Here is a 20,955-nt window from a genome sequence, read left to right on the forward strand (position 1 = left end):
AGTAATGAAACCATCTGAATGTAACCAAACAAAACATTTATTTGGTTACATTCTTTATAAGAACCTGTTTACGATCTTTTTACTATTCCTGATAATGCATGGATGAAAAGAACCGAGTATGCCAGCGATATCAGCAGAGAGAAGTTTGCGGAGATAGAGCAGTTATTGCGCAGTGTACGACGCAGCACCAAGCCCACGACGGTGGATCTGTACGAGGTATTCTGCGCGGTGCTGTACCTGCTGCGCACTGGTTGCCAATGGAGATTCCTACCCGGAGAGTTTCCCAAGTGGCAGAGTGTATATGCTTATTGGAGCAAGTGGAGTGAGCCCGACCAGTACGGCGTGAGCGTATTGGAGCGGGCACTCAAAAAATCAGGTTGGCGCGGTCCGAGAGAAACAGGGGCGCAACGTTTGCAGCGCGCTCTTGATCATGGACGCACAGAGCGTGAAAAACACAGACACGGCCGACCAGAAAGGTTATGACGCTGGCAAGAAGGTATCGGGTATCAAGCGCCATATCGCTGTCGATACCCAGGATTTGCCGCATGCTATTGCGGTGACGACGGCGGAAGTGACTGACCGTAAAGGTGCATTGCAAGCTCTGGAGCGCTGCAGGCTGGGCTTGGGGCAAGTACAAAGTTTGCTGTGCGATAGTGGCTATACTGGAGAACCATTCGCTGAAGGCGTGCGAGAAATTCTGGGCGAAGCTGTCACGGTGCAGATTGCCAGGCGCAGTGAACTGCATACCTTCAAAGTTATGCCCAAACGCTGGATCGTCGAGCGTAGTTTCGCCTGGCTGGAGAAGAGCAGAAGATTATGGAAAAACTGCGAGCGTAAGCTCAACACCAGTCTGCAGTTCATTCATCTGGCCTTCCTGGCATTACTGCTCAAAAGATCGTAAACAGGTTCTAATACTACAGCCGTATATATTTTATTCGGGAGGAGAGAACCCTCTGCGTCGGTAGTGAGCTTGTCGGGCTCTGTGTTGATGTTTTCTACGCCACACGGACCAGTGCAGCACATGTTCGATAGCCTGGCTGGTGTGCCACAGCAGATGCGATAACAGCTTACGCAACTCGGGCACGCTCAGGGCAATCAGGCCGGGTGTGTGTTTTTTTCTCCCGCACCCGCAGGGCCACCAGCACCGCATGGGCCAGTAGCGCCAGTGTGATGTGGCGATACCAGCCCTGCCAGCGGCGCACCTCGTAATGATCAAGTCCGCACTCGCCTTTGGTGGCCTCAAAGCCGATCTCAATCTCCCAACGTCTGCCAGCGATCTGCACCAAACGCTTGAGCTGAGCCTGCGAGCGCCTGGCATGCACCACATAATAGGCCAACTCCTGATGCTCATCCAGGCTGCGCCGCACCAGCAGATAGTGTCCGAAGCGACGCTCCTTCTGTGTCAATTGCAGCCGCCACAGCGGTACCAGCGCCCAGTCGTACAGACGTTCACCTTTGGCTCCAGCGCCTGCCGACAGATGACGCCATGCACGTGCTGGTAGCGCTTGTGCAATCTCCTCGGCTTTCACGTGCTGTGGCCCCCTGCCACCAGCGGTTCACTCTCCGGCTACAGCCAGTACGAAGGCCTGCTCGCGTGACTCCAGCCATACCCGCAGATGCCGGTCTCTACCGTAAACCTCATCGCCTGTGATCCACCCACAGGGCACGCCCACATCCAGCGCTCGCTCGATCATCTTGCGTGCCAGCTGGGGTTTGGTCGCAAATTCCACCTCCTGTGCAATGCCTGCAGCCTCGCAGCGTGAACGATCATCCGTCCACTGGCGCGGAATATAAAGTTCACGGTCGATGAAAGCACTGCCACCGGCGCCGGCATAGCACAAAAACACGCCGATCTGGCTGTTCTCGATACGCCCGGCCGTACCGCTGTACTGGCGCTGCACACCAACCGAGTGGGTTCCTTTCTTGACAAAACCTGTCTCATCAACGATCAGCACGCCGTCTGGATCACCCACGTGCTCGACAACGTAATCGCGCAGCACGTCGCGCGCCGCATCAGCATCCCACTGTGCGCGTTCCAGCAGATGCTGCACCCCATCGGGTGTTGTCTCGCCCATCCATTCGGCCAGTTGCCAGCCGTTCTTGCGCTCTACCGTGCTCAACAGGCCTTTCAGGTACGCAAGACTGCGTTGGCGTGGCTCGCTGCGCTTGAATAAACTCCCAAGCCGTTCGTGCACTACCTCCAGCTCCTTCGCCCAATCATGCAGTTGTGACATCATACCCAAACCCACCTCATCGTTGATTCAGGCTATATTCTCTCATCATTATCTACGACTGTAGTACTAAGAAATACTGGAAACAACGTTTTATCAGAGAAGCACTACTCTGGGCGCTAGTCAGCTGTCATTCCACCTAATATCTCAACCAAGTCCGGCAACAATTGCCGCAATTCTTCCGTCATCAGAAAAAAACTGCTGTCAAACTGCTCTTCAGCTGTTTCAGCCGATTCCCGGTCGATATCGAGCAAAGTCAGCCGTTTCAGCTGCAGATTTTCATCCAGAATGAACGAGATTTTGTCTCGCCAGGTCATCGCCAGCCTGATGACTTCCTTACCCGTCCGGACATGCCGGGTGATTTCCTGTGGATCGGGTGACTGCCGGATATAGCTCACTGAAACCTTCTTATCCTCACGACTGCGGAAAATACTGTCACTATCGACCGAAAAAATGGCAGGCGGACCATCGCCTGAAAGCCATGCCGTCATGGCGGATGTCGGTGCCATAGTTGTCCTGATGCGTTTCAGCCCGATACCAGTCGATTTGATGAATGCTTCAATCAGGGCATCCGCTTTAGAAGCACTTGCGCCTTCAACAATGAACCAGCCACCCACCGGATCGATCCATGCATGACTCCGCTGCCGGATGGCAAACGCACGCGACAACAGTTCACGATAAGCCGCTTCCTTGATTTCTTTCATTTGTTTGCGGCCAGGCGCATAACCCTGATGCGATTCCATTTCCTGAGCACGCACTTTGGCCAGCTGATTGACGACGGATGCAGGCAGCAGCTTTTTCTCAGTTCCCAGCGCAATCAGCATCTGCTGTCCATAGCTGTAAACCAGATCGGCCTCTGCGATCCCCGGTGGAACCCACCCCCGGCTTTGGGGTTCCAACCCCAGACAACCCTGCAAGGTTTGTTTTGCCAGATACGCTTCAAGTTCGTCCGAGGTAATCACTTCACCGGCAAGACGGTAAATCAGTAAATTTCTAAACCACATATACTCGTATCAATCGAAAATTCCATCAGAACAGAAGGCAAGAAATGCAGTATAAAAAGAAGAATCGCTCACAGCAGGAGGTTGCATGACTGGCAAAGAGGGTAATCTTTGTTTTTGTACAAAGCAGATTCCGAAAAGCTGTTTTTTTGGCGCCCTGGAGACGAATCGAACGTCCGACCTACCCCTTAGGAGGGGGTCGCTCTATCCCCTGAGCTACCAGGGCGGGGGCTGCATTTTACGCCAAAATGCCGGGTGAACGAAATCCATAGCTGCTCCCGGAACAGGAAGAAATCAGCCTGCTACCAGATTTCCCACCAGGATTTTCCTTTCACTGCGCCGGAATCTGTGAGATAGATACTTTCCGGGAAATTTTTTCTGATGACCTTTTCCACGTCTTCACGCAAATCGGTCATACCGAGTTCACCGTAGGCTACCGCCATGATATACAGAGCATCCTCCGTGGCAGGGGTCTGCGGATATTCCTCCAGTATGAACTGGGCGCGCTTGATGGCAGCCACATAAGCTTTCCGCTTCATGTAATATTGTGCGACGTGAATTTCGCCTCTTGCCAGTGCATTGACCAGGTACGCCATACGCTGAAGCGCATCGGGCGTATATTTGCTGTCCGGATAACGTGTCACCAGTTGCTTCAGACTTTCGAACGACTCCCGTGAAGCTTTGGCATCCCGTTCACTCATATCCTGTTTGATGATCTTGTGAGTGATATATCCCATCAGGCCCTGATCATCGTTAAAGCTTGCCAGGCCCTTGATATAATAGGCGTAATCAATATTCTGGTGATGAGGATAAAGCTGGATGAACCGCTCTGCCGCAGCAATGGCTGAAGCGTGCTCCTGATCCTTATAATAGGCGTAGGCTATTTCGAGCTGCGCCTGCTGGGCATAACGTCCATAGGGGTAACGAGCCTCCAGTGCTTCGAACAGTTTGACCGCAGCTGCATAGTTACCTTCGTTGAGTTCGTTTTTAGCCTCGACATAGAACTTGCTCGCAGACCATTTACTGTGATCAACTGTTTTCTCAGATAAGATGCCGCATGCAGCCAGCATTACCACCAACCACCCTGCCAAAAATTGTCGCAACATGATGAACCGTCTCATTAACGAGCAAGATGGGCGCAATTATAGCGCAAAGCCCGACTCATCCACAGCCGGCAGTCAGGAGAATGAACACACCATCGAACTGACTGTACCCGATAATCTCGCAGGGCTGCGCCTGGATCAGGCCTTGGCGCAACTGCTTCCCCAATGGTCACGCAGCCGGTTACAAGGATGGATCGAACAAAAATGTGTCAGCGTGGATAGCGCGGCAGCAACCTGCAAACAGAAGGTATGGGGGGGAGAATCCATTTGTGTGCTTGCCAGCCAGGCTGAAAACGATCAAAGCCATCAGGCAGAGGCCATTCCACTCAAAATCCTGTTCGAAGATGACCACCTGATTATCATCGACAAACCTGCCGGCCTGGTCGTCCACCCGGGAAACGGTAACTGGCATGGAACCTTGCTGAACGCACTGCTCAATCATGCCCCGCAGCTCAGCCAGGTACCACGCGCCGGTATCGTTCACCGGCTGGACAAGGATACCACCGGCCTGCTGGTCGTCGCTAAAACGATCGAGGCACAGTTCGATCTGGCCAGACAATTGCAGCAACGCACTGTCAAACGCCATTATCTCGCACTCGTGCTAGGTAAACTTGAAAAAGATGGCGTAGTAGATGCGCCGATTGGCAGACACCCCATCCACCGCACCCGCATGGCAGTCGTTCAGAATGGCAAACCGGCACGCACGCATTACCGGGTGCTGGAAAAATTTACTGCCAGCACATTGCTGCACTGCAGCCTGGAAACCGGGCGCACACACCAGATTCGCGTTCATCTGCTGTCCATCGGCCATCCACTTGCAGGAGATCCGGTATATGGCAGAACATCCCCTGATCCATCGACAGCAGATGCAGTTGTACGCCTGCCCAGACAAGCGCTGCATGCCTGGCAGCTCGAACTGACACACCCTCACAGCGGACAAATTCTACTTTGGGAATCCCCACTGCCGGACGATATGGCCGCTTTATTGCAGGCAATACGCAACCTGCCTCATTCCTCTGTTTCCAGGCCACTATAAACGGAATTTGTTTACCTGTTCTCCATGAACTTCGCCCAAAACGCAGATAAACCATGGTTTCTTGCCCGAAATAAAACAGTCGGCCTATTTATTCGATGCCAGCCCGACGGTACAATGTCACCCTTCGTACTTGCCTGATTTTTCCCAGTCGGGCACATGCATTCATACAAATCGTTTCCCAAGTAAATAAACACCTTTTGGAGAAAAACTGTGGCAGCTGATGTTTTAAAAATGATTCAGGATCATGAAGTCAAGTTCGTTGATCTGCGCTTCACCGACACCAACGGCAAAGAACATCATGTCACGGTCCCCGCACATACCTTCGATACCGATAAATTTGAAGATGGCCACGCATTCGACGGATCCTCGATTGCCGGTTGGAAAAACATTCACGCGTCCGACATGCTGCTCATGCCCGACCCGGAAACCGCCGCACTGGATCCTTTCATGGAAGAAACCACACTGCTGCTGACCTGCGATGTCGTCGATCCTGCTGACGGGCAGGGATACAACCGTGATCCGCGCTCACTGGCCAAACGCGGTGAGATTTATCTGAAATCCACCGGTATCGGCGATATCGCCTACTTTGGCCCGGAGCTGGAATTTTTCATTTTTGATTCGGTCCGCTGGCATACCGACATGTCCGGATGTTTCGTCAAAATCGAATCGGAAGAAGCTGCCTGGAGCTCCAAAAAACGCTATGAGAAAAACAATAACGGTTATCGGCCCGCAGTCAAAGGCGGATACATGCCGGTACCGCCAGTGGATTCCCTGCACGACATCCGCTCGGCTATGTGCATGGTGCTCGATGAACTGGGCATTCCCGTCGAAGTTCATCACCATGAAGTCGCCAATGCCGGGCAGTGCGAGATTGGTACCCGTTTCAGCAGCCTGGTAAAACGTGCCGACTGGAACCAATTGATGAAATACGTCATCCACAATATCGCCGTTTCCTATGGCAAAACAGCGACATTCATGCCCAAACCGATCGTCGGTGACAATGGTTCCGGCATGCACGTCCACCAGTCGATCTGGAAAGAAGGCAAAAATCTGTTTGCCGGCAACGGCTATGCCGGTATGTCGGAAACCGCGCTGTATTACATCGGCGGCATTATCCGGCACGCCAAGGCACTGAATGCCTTTGCCAATCCCGGTACCAATTCGTATAAAAGACTGGTGGCCGGTTTCGAAGCGCCGGTCAACATCGCCTACTCCGCCAGCAACCGGTCAGCCGCTGTTCGCATCCCCTATGCCAGCAGCCCGAAGCAGCGCCGTATCGAAATCCGTTTCCCGGATCCCAGCGCCAACCCTTATCTCACCTTTACTGCTCTGCTGATGGCGGGACTGGATGGTATTCAAAACAAAATCCATCCTGGCGACCCCATGGATAAAAACCTTTATGACCTGCCCCCGGAAGAAGCTTCGATGGTGCCCAATACCTGTGCTTCACTGGAAGAAGCGCTGGCAAGCTTGGATAGCGATCGTGAATTCCTGACACGCGGCAACGTATTCTCCAACGACATGATCGATGCTTTCATCAAGCTCAAGTCGGAAGAAGCGATATTATTGCGTACCACGACACACCCTGTTGAATTTGCCCTGTATTACAGCCTGTAAAAAAGCGATATTTATCTGCGTTTATTCATAAGTCACCACACCAGCAGCCAGGCTTAGAATCTGACACATCCCGGATCGGATTCCGTGCTCTTCACCACCGTGGAACACGGAATTCCGGTTTGAAACTATCCATTTTAGAATCGGGGGTGTTCTCCATGAAACGAACCTACTGCACCATCATGCTGACTGGAGCTCTGTCGTTCGGTCTTTCTACTGCCTGCACAGCTTCCGGTATCCATAAACTGGTGGATGAACGCGGGCGCGTCATTTTCACCAATGATCCTGCTAAAAATACCAGGCAAATTCAGTCATCCAAATCAGTGCCGGCAGTCCCCTCGCGCCGGAACGGCACCAGCACCGAACCTATCACAGTCGCCATTACCGGCAGCAATTACCCCAGAGTCAGCAAGCTCCAGCAGGACCAGCGAGACAGCAAACGCAGGCAGATACTTTCCCAGGAGCTTGCCAACGAAACCAGATTGCTGGAAGATGCCCTGAAAACCATTGATCTGACGCAACAGAAAACGGATAACTACTTACCAGGCCGCCCGTACTTTACGTCAGATCATTTCGATATTCTGCAGCTGCGCAATCAGGCCGCAGCACACGAACGCAATATCGAAGCACTCAAAATGGAACTCAACAACCTTTAATGCATCCCGGATGCAGGCAATTCAGTTCTGCAGCCTGATCCAAATAATTAATTTCCCAGGCTCGGTACCTGGATTTCAGCTTCCTGCGCAAGATATACCCAATCCACGATCTCCTGGCTGGGTGTATAACCAGGAACGAGCTGTTCCATCATCAGCCGAATCACGCTGACATCGTTCACATCGAGCACCACCTCCAGCGCACTCAGCTTGTCTTCCAGATCTGCCCAGGGAACGAACTCCTCACGTGCTTTCATGATTCGTGGATGTGAGGTCGGTTCCAGGTCATCACCGATCAGCAACTCTTCATAGAGTTTTTCTCCGGGACGTAAACCAGTAATCACGATTTCGATATCTCCTTCCGGATTCTGCTCATCCCTGATCTTCAGTCCGGAGAGCTCAATCATGCGGTGTGCCAGATCGATGATCTTGACCGATTGTCCCATGTCCAGCACGAACACACCTCCCCCTTTCGCCATGGCTCCCGCCTGAATGACCAGTTGAGCGGCTTCCGGAATAGTCATGAAATAGCGGGTAATTTCAGGGTGAGTCAGCGTAATCGGGCCACCTTCACGGATCTGCCGGCGGAAGCGCGGTACCACCGAGCCTGAAGAACCCAGTACATTGCCAAAACGCACTATGGAGAATCGGGTGGCGGAACCCCTGTCTGCAAGCGCCTGCAGCACCATTTCAGCCAAACGCTTGCTCGCACCCATGATATTGGTAGGCCGCACCGCCTTATCCGTACTGATCAGTACGAAATCCGCCACACCGTTCTCCTCAGCCGCCTGTGCGAGGCAAAGCGTACCCAGTGCGTTATTCTTGATGCCTTCCGCCGGATTGTGCTCCACCAGCGGTACATGTTTATAGGCCGCTGCGTGATAAACGGTATCAGGATGCCAGGTAGACATGATCTCGCACATCCGATCTTCATCCTGCACCGAAGCCAGAAGAGGTACCAGCACAACCTCACGACCAGCAAGCTTTTCCTCCAGCTCCTGGTGAATCAGATAAAGTGCAAACTCATTCTGCTCGATCAGCAACAACCTGGCAGGTTCGACAGCAAGAATCTGGCGACACAACTCGCTGCCGATCGATCCGCCCGCTCCTGTTACCAGTACCACCTTGTCCAGGATATTCTTCGCCAGCAGGATATGGTTGGGCATTACCGGCTCGCGGCCAAGCAAATCATCGATATCCAGCTCGCGCAGATCTGCAATACTGACCCTGCCCTGAATCAGATCCGCCATGCTGGGCAGGGTGCGCACCGAGACACGTGCACTGCGGATCTGGCTCAGGATTTCATTACGACGACGGCGCGAGATACCAGGCATCGCCAGCAGTACATCGCTGATGTTCAGCGTCAGAACCAGCCCAGTCAGATCACCTGGATTATAGATAGGCAAACCGTTGAGCACATGTCCGTGCAAACGATCGTCATCATCCAGAAATCCCACTACCTGTATTTCCGGGCTGTTGGTCATAACCGAGGCCAGCTGACGACCCGTCCGGCCAACACCATAAATAAGGGCTTTGGGCTGGGAGGCGCGCTTCAGGATATTCTGGTATTGATCTCCCAGCCACACACGAGCCATTGCGCGCGATGCACCTACAAACAGCAGAAGCAGAATCGGCTGGATGATACCGACTGTTCGCGGAACACCCGGCAGCCCGATCACCGTAAACATGGATGCATAAGCCAGTCCGTAAATACCGATTGCACGTGCCACGGCCAGCAACGCCGGCCAGCCGCTATACCGGAAGATGGCGCGGTAAAGACCGGTTACGATAAAAATGGGCAGCGCCAGTACGACCGAAGCGGCCGCAGCCCGAACAGCACCTGTCGCCCAGTAGCCCTGTCCGGAAAAACTGATGAATTCACCCAAGCGCAGGTAATAAGCCAGCCATACCGTCAGAATACATAAACTGAGATCAACTGAAAGCACAACCATACGTTTTGCCGTACGGGGCAATGCCAGGACCGGAGATGCAAGCTGTGCAAGGTATTTTTCCAGCATGATGTTCACTACCCGGATTTTTTTCTTACGCGATCACCTGTACCACGCCCCAGTGCCGTCAGCAGAATGTATCTGAAACAGGATGTCAGCGATAATGTTTTGATCATCTGTGCATCGATTTCCGCCAGTAAAACGGGGGTAGACATATCGATCCCCTGAATCTGCGCCAACCCCGTAATACCAGGGCGTACATCGAACACACCCCGAAGCTGCCGTTCCCTGATCAACTCATGCTGATTCGGCAGACACGGACGGGGACCGACCAGACTCATCTCCCCCCTGAGTACGTTCCATAACTGTGGCAATTCATCCAGCTTGGTTTGGCGCAGAAAACCGCCAAAAGGAGTCACTGCAGAGGCATCGGCCAGATGAGTGGCCACCGAAGCCGTCCCTGGCCGCATGGTACGGAATTTGACCAGAGTAAACGGTTGCTGCCGCCGACCCACTCGTATCTGCCGAAACAGCGGGGAGCCGGTATCAAACAACCCGATTGCATAAAGAACCACCATAAGCGGCAAAGTCACCAGAATGCCCGGGATTACCAGCACGATATCCAGTAAACGCAACATTACCTCTCGGTTCACGAAAAGCGGGCTTTCTCTTGTTTTGCCGCTCATCTGCCTCACACTACGACCTCGTTTCCGGTTTATGCTGACGATACCACTGCACAGTCAGCGCCAGACCAGCCTGCATGCCGTAAGGCGGCAGCCAGCCCAGTTCTTTCTGTACGGGCATGCTGTCAACCGAAAGCGAGCCCGTCAAACGGTCGATTGCAGATCGTTTTCCCAACAAATCCCCCACCCGTCTCATCCAGGCTGCCGGTACAGGCAGCAGAAAACTTCCATGCCCCAGCACAGATCCAATCCGACGAATCAAGCCCGGGGTGGAAACATCCTCACCATCACTCACCATGAATGTTTTGCTGGCAGCATCAGGATGTGTCAGACAAAGCCGGATGATATCCACCAGATTCCCGAGGTAAATCAGACTGCGCCGATTGTGAATCGCTCCCAGCGGCAGCGGTATTCGTCGATCTACCATCTGCAATAACCGCAGGAAATTACCCCCTACGCCGGGCCCGTATACCAGTGGCGGACGCAGGATGACCACTTCCATCCCCGTTTCAGCAGATATCTGCCTAAGCGACTGCTCTGCCTCCCATTTGGAGATGGCATAAGCATCACTCGGCACAGCAGAATCATCAACCTGAAAGGGCTTATCGCACTCCTCGCCCAGCACTTTCACAGTGCTGATGAAAACAAATCGCCTGATACCTCTTGCCGCGCATTCCCGAGCCAGACGAACGGTACCCAGCGTGTTCACCCGGTGATATGAATCGGCTGCTTCTTTTTCCTTCTCTGCCAGCGGTACTTTGGCCGCCAGGTGAACGACACCATCGATACCTTCATCGAACACTCTGCTCCAGCTCGTTTCCCCATCCACTTCACCAACTGAAATCTCCTCATACCTGGTGGATATACGCACTGCTCGAACGGCCCGCAAACCAGCTCTCTCCAGAGCCGGACATAACGTCTGCCCGACAAAGCCATTTGCACCCGTAACCAGAATGTTCATTTCAACTACTCCACTTGTTATCCAGGTAGTGCGTTCGAAGAAAATGCTCGCAAAATCTCCGGTAATAGCGGACCATGCATAAATATGCCTATGTTCTCAAACCAGAAAATGCTTTTGCCGCAAAGTGGATGCACTTTGACTTAACCCAAGATAATCCCGATCGTTGTGCAGCAAAATCAGATCATGTTCAATAGCACACTGTGCGATCAGACAATCCAGAGTGGAACGCACAGTAATACCCTGTCGACGACAGAGGTGGAATAACATTGCTGCAGCCTCATAAGACTGGCGGACATTGGCAAAGTCATAGAAACGCTGTGTAGAAAAATAATGTTGCAAACGTTCAAAAGCCTGCATATCACGCGCGCCCTGAAGAATCTCCAGATAAATTACATTTGATAAACCGGTAGCCAGCGGGTCATCCAACAAATGATCAAAAAAATCTACATGAGCTCCAGGCCGACCCCTGAGAAAATCAATCCATACCGAGGTATCTACCAGATACATCAATCCTCCATATTTCTTTCACGAATACCCTTATAGTCGTAGTTTTCATCGATCAGATCCGCTCCGCGCAAACAACGCAGATTCAGGCGCTTGCGAGATGCCACAAACTCACGCAATGCCAGTTCGACCAGCTCCCGCTTAGTATGAAGGCCAGCCAGAGACATCGCTTCCTCGACCAATTGATCATCTATAACAATATTTGTGCGCATACTTATACATCTCCTAATGTGTATTCTTATACTCAACAAAGTGAAATACAACAGTAATATCTGTTAATCAGCGATCATCACGGCCACAGTTCCGAGAAATATGGAATCTAAAATATTCGAGGCAAACGCCCCCAATGTTTCCAGAAATAACGGATCAGACTCAAAGCGTGCCACTTCATGTAGCGCAGATTCCGGTGGCTCGATCGCTGTGCATCGTGAATAACGCTGGCCTTTGGGCACGCCAATACTGACCGCCCTGATTGCCACAGGCGTGCACAAATATCGACATCCTCGTAATACAGAAAGAAGCCTTCATCAAAGCCCCCGACTGCACGAAAATCCTCAGTACGAAACAGCATGAACATACCCGCCACCCAATCTGCTGCAAATGCCTCATCACCGGCAGCAAAGAGATACCGGCCATCTCCATGCCCGAACAGTTTTGCTGCCAGAGATGTCAATACAGGAAAACGACGCACGCTGTCCTCGATCATACCGCTTGGCGTAACCACCATCGGTGCGATCACACCTGCAGAATCATGTGCTCCCTCCTCGATCAGGATCGGAAAAGGATTATCAACCAAACGAATATCAGGATTCATCACACAGAACCATTCCCCTTCTGCCTGCCGAAAGACCGCATTGTGGTTTGCGCCAAACCCTCTAGGTGCAGTATTTCTCAATATCCTGACCGGATAAGGGTAGTCACTGGGCTTTAATGAAATATCTTCAGGAATATTGAGCGTAACCAGAACTTCGGTAACCATGGACATATCCAATCTGACCAAATCCGCGAGCAATTGCTCGACCAGGGTCGACTGGCCATGACTGACGATAGAAACAGTGATCATGTAACAACATTCTCAAAGATACTCAATATCGCAACTTACCTCACTAACCAGTTTTCTACCTGCAATTCCCCAATCCGGGAAAATTTATCCAGATTGGCAGTAATCAGCACACATTGACTTGCCATAGCCTGGGCAGCAATCAGCATATCGTTAGGCCCGATGACCTGTCCAGATTGCTCAAGCACCCAGCGCAATTGCGCATAAGCGCGGTCCACTGGCGTATCAAGCGGCAACACCTCGATTGCCGCCAGAATGGCTTCCACCTGCCTGGTCAGCCTTAAGGAATTTCTCCTGGCAGCTCCAAACCTCAATTCTGCGGCAACGATAATCGACGTACATACCGCCGCTTCACCAACTTCCTCAATTCGTCGGGCTATAACTCCTTGTGGATAGCGAACCAGATCAGAAAGAATATTCGTATCCAGTAAATAACGCGGTGAGATCATAAATCAATGTCATCCAACGGTGCCAATCTGGTATCAATATCAGAAAAATTTTCCTCAAGTGGTGCCAACTCTGCCAACACTACCAGCAAGCCTTTTGGGGGTACCGGTTCAATAATCAAACGATTACCTTCCCGACGCATGATTACCTCCTGCGCATTCAGCTCGAATTCGCGAGGAATACGCACAGCCTGATTCTTGCCGTTACGAAACAATCTGACATAACGTTCAGATAACATGGTATTACTCCTATTCCTAAACATAGGTCAAGCATATGTTTCTTCTAACAGATCGTCAATGTATCGACTCGCTTAGCCTGCAAATTTCACGATAATCCTTGATTCTGGTTTTTCGTGATTTTTGACTCACTATGCTGGATTTAACTCTGACAAGTGGCGGAACGTGGTGATCCAGTAGTAACGTTAGCAGATATGCAGAATCATCATTTCTGTCATCGTTATAACAGCACTGCTAAAGGCGCTTGAATAACGCCGCCAGCCGGCTCCACAGTGAAGCATTTCGGAAGCGGGAAAATTCGTCATAGATGAACCCATTTTCCGCTGTCAGTTTCTCCGCAAGCCTGACAACGGCTCGATATTGCGCGTATTCCACTGTCTATACCTCCCGAATAGCATCAGATCCAAATGCCTGAACCTGGCAATACATCCACTATTTCTCCCGATCAGATTAGCGGTGTGCTGTTGATATCGCAGATCATTTATTATCCTGTTAATCAGGAAATATTTCATTTATATTATCCCTTTTACAGGGATAATATCGTATCGCCATGAAAGAAAAATACCGATCTGTTATTCGCCAAAAGATTATTGATGCGCAAGCGCAAGCTCTGCCACAGCTCACTTTGCGTAATGTCTGGCGGCCACACGTGCCGAATAAGGCTTTGGCTATTATTGGTATACGCCGGGCTGGTAAAAGCAGTTTTATGTGGCAGCTGTTGGCTGAGTATGTGCAACAGGGAATACCAAGAGAAGGTCTGTTGTATTTCAGCTTTGAAGATGAGCGCCTGTCAGGTATGCAAGCCAAAGATTTGGAGTTGGTGCTGGAAGAGTTTTATCAGCTGAACCCTCAATGGCGCGACCAAAAGCGTGCGGTGTTTTTCCTGGATGAAATCCAAGTGATACCAGGCTGGGAGACTTTTGCCCGAAGACTACTGGATAGTGAGAATATCCAGCTTTATTTATCGGGTTCTTCTGCCAGAATGCTTTCGAGGGAAGTGGCCACCACTATGCGCGGCCGGGCCCTGGATACAACAGTTGATCCTTTTTGTTTTCGTGAGTTTTTGCGCCACCAGGGATTGGAGCCAAGGAATACCGCGCGTTTAACCAAAGCACTTCGTTCACAACTTGACGCCCAATTACTTCAATATTTAAGGCAAGGTGGTTTTCCTGAAGCGCAAGGGCTTGATGAGCGCAGCCGTTTGGCCTTGTTGCGTAGTTATATTGATGTTGTTCTGCTGCGTGATGTAATTGAACGCCATAATCTAAGCCAGCCACAGGTGTTACGCTGGTTGGTGCAGCAGTTGCTTGCCAATGCCGCTGGCAGTTTCAGTATCAATAAATTTCACGGTGACTTGCGCTCGCGTGGCGTGGCCATTAGTAAAGACAGCCTGTATCAAATGCTTGGCTATTTGGAAGATGCATTTTTGGTGCATACTTTACCTTTAGCGACGGATTCTGTACGCAGGCAGCAGGTAAACCCGCGCAAGATTTATCCCGTCGATACGGGCTTGATGGCACTTTACGACCCTGCCAGAAAAGTAAACTTAGGCCATGCCCTGGAAACGGTAGTGCTGCATGCACTCATAAAAACCGGGGCAGATGTCGGTTATTTTCTGACACCCAATAAATATGAAATTGATTTTCATGCACGGCTGCCAAGCGGGGAGCTGTGGCTGGTGCAGGTAAGTCTGGATATCAGCGATGAAGCCACCCTGGCAAGGGAAATTCGCCCCTTTGCGAACTTAAGCCCGGCGGAAGCTGGTGCCAGAAAGTTGCTGATCAGCCTGTATTCCAGTTCCTCAGTGGGTGTTCCTGATGAAGTGGAGCATATTCCCGCAAGTGAATGGTTGCTGGGTTTTGAATAAAGCAATTTTTGTACATCGCAAAAATTTGAGGGATTGAGGCAATCCAGAAAAATATCAGTAACCCGATACAGCAGAGGGATGGCTGGTACCTTCGTTTTTGCTATCCATATTTAACCAAAGCTGATTGGCCATGATTGACAACGGAAATCATGATCATAGTAGCGCTGCTACAAGCGCTTGAATAATACAGCCAGCCACAGAGTGATATTTCCCCCAAGAGTCTGCCGATAAAGCCTTGTACGGTACAGACCCGCAAGCCGATTCCATAATGAAGCATTACGAAAACGAGAAAATTCACCATAGATGGAACAGTTTTCCGGCGTTAATTTTCGATTCAACTTGATGTGGTTCAATAGATCTGTACACCTCAGTTAAGAGATAATATTTTTAACTGTAGGAGAAGAAATGATCCCAAGGAAGCAATATTCAAAAGAATTCAAATTGGATGCAGTCAGTCTGGTACTGGAGCAGGGGTATACCCGTGCGGAGGCAGCTAGAAGTCTGGAAATCAATATTTCTCAACTGGGGCGCTGGATCAGGGAGTATCGGGAGGATAGCGACGGACAGGCATTCAGAGGTAACGGCAAGCTGACTCTGGAGCAGGAGGAAATCAGGAAGCTGAAGGTTCGGGTAAAGCAACTGGAAATGGAGAAACACATCTTAAAGGAAGCGACGGTCTTCTTCGCCAAAGAAACGAATTGAAGTATTCGTTTATCACCCAAAAGAAGAAGACCTGCCCGGTCGGCCTGATGTGCCAACTCCGGGTGTTACCCGCAGTGGCTATTACGGTTACCTGAAGCGAAATACCGATAAGCCGGATGATGCCCGCTACCAGACGCTGCTGGAAGTGGTTCGTGAGATCGCAGAATCCAGTGATAACACCTATGGCAGCCGCCGGATGAAGCAAGTGCTCAATGCCCGGAGTTACCCGGTCAGCCGTAGCAAAGTGCGCAAACTCATGATCGAAGCAGGTGTACAAGCAAAGCAGCGTAAGCGGTACAAAGTCACGACCAACAGTAATCACCGGAAACCGGTATTTGATAACAGGTTGAACCGGGAATTTGATGTCGTGGCGCCCGATCAGGTGTACGCCGGAGACATCACCTGCCTGTGGACACAAAAGGTTGGCTGTACGGCAGAGTCATTGACCTGTACTCACGCAAGGTGGTGGGCTGGAGCATGAGTTCCCGCATGAAGGCACAACTGGTCTGCGATGCCCTCAGAATGGCTATCTGGCAACGTCAACCGACAGCAGGACTGATCATGCATTCAGATCGAGGCTCCCAATATGCCAGCAAGGATTACCGCCGGTTACTAAAGGCCCACGGGTTCGAGGGCAGCATGAGCCGAAAAGGAGACTGTTGGGACAATGCAGTTGTGGAAAGTTTTTTTGGCAGCCTGAAACAGGAACGAGTCCAGTGGCGATATTACCAGACGCGCCATGAAGCCCACCAGGATGTGCTGAATTACATCACTATGTTTTACAACAACCACCGACTGCATTCATACCTGGGGTACAGAAGCCCCAATCAGTATGAAGCTGAAATGGCAAAAATCAGAAAAGTTGCTTAACTAAAGTGTAGTAGTTCAGATTTGATCTGACAGCAGGTCTTGCCAAGAGGTGGGATTACCCGGTTTGATAGAGGTGCGAATCTTTATCAACCAAACGCGAAAGCGTAAAGGAGTAATCCCATGAGCAGTGTTCATCATAAAATCATTAAACACAAGATTGGCTTGCTTAATCTGGCAGCTGAGCTTGGCAATGTATCCCGTGCCTGTAAGGTGATGGGTTTTTCTCGCGATACTTTCTATCGCTATCAGGCAGCTGTGGAAACAGGAGGTGTTGAAGCTCTGATAGATGCAAACCGACGTAAGCCCAATATCAAGAACCGTGTAGAAGAAGCGACGGAAGCAGCGATCCTGGCCTTTGCTCTGGAGCAACCGGCTTTTGGTCAGGTTCGTGTTTCCAACGAACTGCGTAAGCGTGGAATTTTTGTTTCTCCGTCTGGTGTCCGTTCGGTATGGCTGCGCCAGAATCTGGAATCGTTCAAGAAGCGTCTGTCAGCCTTGGAGAAACATATTGCTGAGACTGGGGCAGTGCTGACCGAAGCACAGGTGCAAGCATTGGAGAAGAAGCAGGAAGATGATGTTGCTCAAGGCGAAATTGAGACGGCTCACCCGGGTATCTCGGTAGTCAGGATACCTTTACGTCGGTACCCTCAAAGGTGTGGGACGAATTTACCAGCAAACCTTCGTCGACACTTATTCCAAGTGGGCGGGCAGCAGCGAAGCTGTATACCAACAAAACACCAATTACATCAGCTGATATGCTCAATGACCGGGTACTGCCGTTCTTTGCTGAACAGAGTATGGGCATTATTCGCATTCTGACCGACCGCGGTACCGAATATTGCGGCAAGCCGGAAAATCATGATTACCAGCTTTATCTGGCACTCAATGACATCGAACATTCCAAAACGAAAGCCAATCATCCGCAGACCAACGGTATTTGCGAACGCTTTCACAAAACCATCTTGCAGGAGTTCTACCAGGTGACATTCCGGCGCAAGATTTACCAGTCCATTGAAGAGTTACAACACGATCTGGATGATTGGATGGCGTACTACAACAGTGTGCGGACTCACCAGGGAAAAATGTGCTGTGGACGCACCCCGATGCAAACTTTAATTGACGCAAAGGAGATATGGGACGATAAAATTACCGAATTGAATAACTGAATCTGATCTAACAGGCACTCGTCAAATCGGGTAACTGTCAGATCAGATCTCAACTACTACAACTAAAGTGTACAAAAAACCTTGACCACGTCAACTATCGCCGTGATAACCTTTACCTTGAAATACTCAAACTTTTACGAATAAAACCACTTTAGCTTCCCAAGACCCTTTGTAAATTACTAACTTCATTTCGATCCTACAACTTTAACGAAGTTTGTTTCTGAGTTCAGACTCCACAAAGCGATTACTTTGCCTGCATCACTCTATTGGCAGCCTCACGCATGACGTTTCTGGCCCGCAAAAGGCTAGGTGAGCGGGTGGCGGCTCTTTCCGGAGACCATTCCGTTTGTATCCATTTCACCAAGCGGCTGTTATAGCCAATCCCCTGCCGCGCAATGGCTCCTTGTTGAGCGACCAGATCTTCTCTCACTGCACGATGTGCCTTTTTAGCCAATCCGAGCAGGTGCTGTTTGGGATCGGACAAATTGTCTGGCTGTACTGGAAACTGGATTTTCTTGCCAATCAATTTTACAAGTGCCTCGTGGTCAGCAAGCAGCCATGACTCAACCTCGCGTTCGGCAATACGCAACAACAGGTTTTCAGAGTGCTGCCGCTCAGCACCCAACCAGTCTTTCAACAAAATCACTGGACATGCTACTTTATCTAAGTCGGTTAAAACGATCACAATCTGGCGATTGGCCATCTGTCGCCAGCTATCCATTCGTGAGCGCAAGTATCCAAAGCCGTTTTTTCTCAGTAGCATCGGCGGAGTTTCTGCCAAAACCGGATGTTCTGATAACAGCTTCACACCTGCCGCCTCACTGAGCTCATCCTCAGTAGCCAAGGCAACAGGCATCATTCCCAAAACCCAAGCTGATTGACTGAACTGGGGCGCGTTTTCGGCAGTACCACCTCGGCCACCGAGAGTCCCGCTTCGAGCGCTGAAGCTTCTTCTTTTTGCAAGGTCCGCCCGGTTGAACCATCTGCCGTAGCTTCCAGCAGAATAATGCCACGACCATCGATTCCCGGGTTGCTTAGCAAAGCCTCGCTGTGAGTACTGATGACCACTTGTCGCTTTGGTTTCCTGTTCTTTTGCAGGCGCTGAATAATAAGCGGAATTTCTTTCACTACCGCATCATTAAGCGAAATCTCGGGTTCCTCGAGAAGCAGCATGGAACTACCATCCAGCAAGGCCCACAACAGCCCGAGCAGTCGCAGGGTTCCATCAGAAAAATGCTCCTCTGATTGCCATCCTGCATTAGGTCTGTGATGCGAATACAGAGCTTCAAGATGAGGGTGCCCTGAATCATCCTTGACGAACCGCAACTCTCTGAACTGAGGCACAGCCAATGTCAAAGCTTCACTGATCTTCTTTAATCGCGTGTTTCGAACACGCTCAGTTGTTTTAGCGATCCGTTCAAGAAAGCTCTGTCCAAACGGATCATTCTCCAAAGGTCGCCCACCCAGTTGATCCGCGAATTTCAACAATTGAGGCACCAAATGCAAATAGGTGATCGAACCGAAGAAATCCGCAAGCTCCCTGAATTCAGCATTGGCAGCAATTTGCTCAAGGCGTGTTTGGGTCAGCAGCACAGAGTCCTTGTCATCACTCTTATCAGGCCTCGAAAATAACTGCTTGCCTTCGTGCCAGACCTCTTCTTTGGATACCAGAATACGTTGCGCACCTTTGCCTTCTGGCTTGAACCCCAACACATAACGCCAGTTAGGTATTTCATCATCCGGAGAATCCGACAGTTCAACATCGATACAAACCTCTGGATCTCGGCGCGCATGAAGACAACGTAGCTTGCTGATCCCACCTCTGGCGATCACCGCCGATTGAAGCCCGCCGCCTGCTGGTTTACTGACATCTCGTAAGAAACGGAAGACATCCAGCAAATTAGACTTACCAGAAGCATTGGGCCCTAAGATGTATGAAACATCACGAAACGGCGCTTCAAAATTTCTAAAGTTACGCCAATTTTTCAATTTAACTTTTGTGACCTGCATTATGTTTATCTCCTCAAAGACTGCGTACGTTAGCGAGTAGCTCAACGTTTACCATTCCAAGTGCCCGATAACAATTTCATTCTATCCGGACGCAGCTCGCCCTGAGGACCTGTTCAAGGTCTCGATCAAGGAATGCAGTGCAAGGCAAAATTGAATGAGAAAGCAGAGCATATTTGAAGTATGTGAGCATTTTAAGCTCAACTCCAACGCCGTAATGCGCCCTTCAGTGAGGTATCGAACAAGTTCTCAGGTGAAATATAAACAAAGAAAAGCGATCACATGAAAAGAAAACGCTGCTTGATGATGTGGAGTCCGGCGAGTACGAATCGACGCTAACCAAATCACGCAAGAAAGAACTTGAGGCTGCGGCCAACCTTACCTTCAAGAAGGATAAAAGAATAAATATTCGCATATCGAACAGGGATCTTGTCGCTATTCAGTCCAGAGCAATTGAAGAAGGCATCCCATATCAAACGCTTGTCTCCAGTATTATTCATAAATACATATCTGGCTCACTGCAAGATCTCACAGCGCGCAAATCGGGCAAACCCGGCTGAGGTACAAACCGCATCTCCTGTGGAACTGGATTGCCTCAATTTTCACGGTCTTCGTGAATCGCAACGTGACATGGCGATCCAGTCCCTGTACCGCCTGTCTCTCTGGATTGCTGCACTTCGTACTCCAAAGACACAGCAGATCCAACCTCCGCAGTCTTTGCGAACCCTGCAAGGGTGAAGTAATCCAGAGACAACACTAGCAGATATGCAAAGCTGCCGATTTTTGTCATCGTTATAACAGCACTGTTAAAGGCGCTTGAATAACGCCGCCAGCCGGTTCCACAGTAAAGCATTGCGGAAGTGGG

18 protein-coding genes, 1 tRNA gene and 3 pseudogenes are annotated in these 20,955 nt (G+C 50.6%); 7 read left to right on the plus strand and 15 right to left on the minus strand.

The features are described 5' to 3' along the window. Positions 1–102: 102 nt before the first annotated feature. Positions 103–901 (plus strand): IS5 family transposase gene (locus HRU73_RS07080; protein ID WP_502709289.1). Its coding sequence is split into 2 segments (ribosomal slippage): positions 103–375 and positions 377–901, totalling 798 coding nucleotides; the frame shifts between segments, so codons are not numbered across the junction. Positions 902–931: 30 nt separating this feature from the next. On the opposite strand, the pseudogene HRU73_RS07085 reads toward HRU73_RS07080, so the two are convergent. The 4 genes and pseudogenes from HRU73_RS07085 to HRU73_RS07100 all read right to left on the minus strand — a co-directional run bounded on the left by HRU73_RS07085 (position 932) and on the right by HRU73_RS07100 (position 4,338). Beyond that, a pseudogene (locus HRU73_RS07085) lies at positions 932–2,234 on the minus strand (IS701 family transposase). A 116-nt stretch (positions 2,235–2,350) separates the two neighbouring features. Then, the gene (locus HRU73_RS07090; RefSeq protein ID WP_281870407.1) at positions 2,351–3,235 is read right to left on the minus strand and encodes a recombination-associated protein RdgC; all 885 of its coding nucleotides are present in this window, start codon (positions 3,233–3,235) and stop codon (positions 2,351–2,353) included. Positions 3,236–3,382: 147 nt separating this feature from the next. Next, positions 3,383–3,458 (minus strand) — tRNA-Arg (locus HRU73_RS07095). Positions 3,459–3,534: 76 nt separating this feature from the next. Further along, positions 3,535–4,338, minus strand: a complete 804-nt coding sequence (locus HRU73_RS07100; RefSeq protein ID WP_041356454.1) for an outer membrane protein assembly factor BamD — start codon at positions 4,336–4,338, stop codon at positions 3,535–3,537. On the opposite strand from HRU73_RS07100, the gene rluD reads away from it, so the two are divergent. From rluD to HRU73_RS07115, 3 genes are all read left to right on the plus strand, one after another. Beyond that, positions 4,337–5,371, plus strand: a complete 1,035-nt coding sequence (rluD, locus tag HRU73_RS07105; RefSeq protein WP_287398250.1) for a 23S rRNA pseudouridine(1911/1915/1917) synthase RluD — start codon at positions 4,337–4,339, stop codon at positions 5,369–5,371. The genes HRU73_RS07100 and rluD overlap by 2 nt on opposite strands. A 231-nt stretch (positions 5,372–5,602) precedes the next feature. Continuing rightward, complete coding sequence (glnA, locus tag HRU73_RS07110) at positions 5,603–6,988, plus strand: type I glutamate--ammonia ligase (RefSeq protein WP_281870418.1); 1,386 nt, start codon at positions 5,603–5,605, stop codon at positions 6,986–6,988. Between the two features lie 155 nt (positions 6,989–7,143). Next, entirely contained in the window at positions 7,144–7,641 is a 498-nt protein-coding gene (locus HRU73_RS07115; protein ID WP_287398251.1) for a DUF4124 domain-containing protein, read from the plus strand. A 47-nt stretch (positions 7,642–7,688) separates the two neighbouring features. Here the strand turns inward: HRU73_RS07115 and HRU73_RS07120 are convergent, their stop codons facing one another. From HRU73_RS07120 to HRU73_RS07160, 9 genes are all read right to left on the minus strand, one after another. Then, a complete protein-coding gene (locus tag HRU73_RS07120) occupies positions 7,689–9,656 on the minus strand; it encodes a polysaccharide biosynthesis protein (protein ID WP_287398252.1) in 1,968 nt (655 codons plus the stop codon). Between the two features lie 8 nt (positions 9,657–9,664). Then, positions 9,665–10,225 carry a sugar transferase gene (locus tag HRU73_RS07125; RefSeq protein ID WP_287398253.1) on the minus strand — a complete coding sequence of 187 codons (561 nt, stop codon included), beginning with the start codon at positions 10,223–10,225 and terminating at the stop codon, positions 9,665–9,667. Between the two features lie 58 nt (positions 10,226–10,283). Next, positions 10,284–11,231, minus strand: coding sequence for a UDP-glucose 4-epimerase family protein (locus HRU73_RS07130; RefSeq protein ID WP_287398254.1), 948 nt, complete (start codon positions 11,229–11,231; stop codon positions 10,284–10,286). A 96-nt stretch (positions 11,232–11,327) separates the two neighbouring features. Then, positions 11,328–11,738 carry a type II toxin-antitoxin system VapC family toxin gene (vapC, locus tag HRU73_RS07135; protein WP_276818241.1) on the minus strand — a complete coding sequence of 137 codons (411 nt, stop codon included), beginning with the start codon at positions 11,736–11,738 and terminating at the stop codon, positions 11,328–11,330. Continuing rightward, entirely contained in the window at positions 11,738–11,947 is a 210-nt protein-coding gene (locus tag HRU73_RS07140; protein ID WP_276818242.1) for a type II toxin-antitoxin system VapB family antitoxin, read from the minus strand. The genes vapC and HRU73_RS07140 overlap by 1 nt, the downstream gene beginning before the upstream one ends. 107 nt (positions 11,948–12,054) lie before the next feature. Continuing rightward, a complete protein-coding gene (locus HRU73_RS07145; RefSeq protein ID WP_287398255.1) occupies positions 12,055–12,798 on the minus strand; it encodes a glycosyltransferase family 2 protein in 744 nt (247 codons plus the stop codon). Positions 12,799–12,833: 35 nt separating this feature from the next. Continuing rightward, on the minus strand, positions 12,834–13,244 hold the full coding sequence (locus HRU73_RS07150) for a type II toxin-antitoxin system VapC family toxin (protein ID WP_287398256.1): 411 nt from the start codon (positions 13,242–13,244) through the stop codon (positions 12,834–12,836). Then, positions 13,241–13,480: an antitoxin gene (locus HRU73_RS07155; protein WP_041356451.1), complete on the minus strand. Its 240-nt coding sequence runs from the start codon at positions 13,478–13,480 to the stop codon at positions 13,241–13,243. Before HRU73_RS07155 ends, HRU73_RS07150 begins: the two co-directional genes overlap by 4 nt. Positions 13,481–13,712: 232 nt before the next feature. Beyond that, positions 13,713–13,853 carry a hypothetical protein gene (locus tag HRU73_RS07160; RefSeq protein ID WP_287398258.1) on the minus strand — a complete coding sequence of 47 codons (141 nt, stop codon included), beginning with the start codon at positions 13,851–13,853 and terminating at the stop codon, positions 13,713–13,715. Positions 13,854–14,028: 175 nt separating this feature from the next. On the opposite strand from HRU73_RS07160, the gene HRU73_RS07165 reads away from it, so the two are divergent. From HRU73_RS07165 to HRU73_RS07175, 3 genes and pseudogenes are all read left to right on the plus strand, one after another. Beyond that, positions 14,029–15,345, plus strand: coding sequence for an ATP-binding protein (locus tag HRU73_RS07165; protein WP_281870416.1), 1,317 nt, complete (start codon positions 14,029–14,031; stop codon positions 15,343–15,345). A gap of 405 nt (positions 15,346–15,750) precedes the next feature. Then, a pseudogene (locus tag HRU73_RS07170) lies at positions 15,751–16,917 on the plus strand (IS3 family transposase). Between the two features lie 120 nt (positions 16,918–17,037). Continuing rightward, positions 17,038–18,083, plus strand: a pseudogene (locus HRU73_RS07175) (IS481 family transposase). A gap of 244 nt (positions 18,084–18,327) precedes the next feature. Here HRU73_RS07175 and HRU73_RS07180 read toward each other — a convergent pair. Both HRU73_RS07180 and HRU73_RS07185 read right to left on the minus strand, forming a co-directional pair. Continuing rightward, positions 18,328–18,942, minus strand: coding sequence for a hypothetical protein (locus tag HRU73_RS07180; protein WP_287398260.1), 615 nt, complete (start codon positions 18,940–18,942; stop codon positions 18,328–18,330). Beyond that, positions 18,939–20,093, minus strand: coding sequence for an AAA family ATPase (locus tag HRU73_RS07185; protein WP_287398261.1), 1,155 nt, complete (start codon positions 20,091–20,093; stop codon positions 18,939–18,941). Before HRU73_RS07185 ends, HRU73_RS07180 begins: the two co-directional genes overlap by 4 nt. Positions 20,094–20,955: the final 862 nt, after the last annotated feature.

The organism is Nitrosomonas sp. H1_AOB3, assembly GCF_015709435.1.
Classification (GTDB): Bacteria; Pseudomonadota; Gammaproteobacteria; order Burkholderiales; family Nitrosomonadaceae; genus Nitrosomonas; species Nitrosomonas europaea.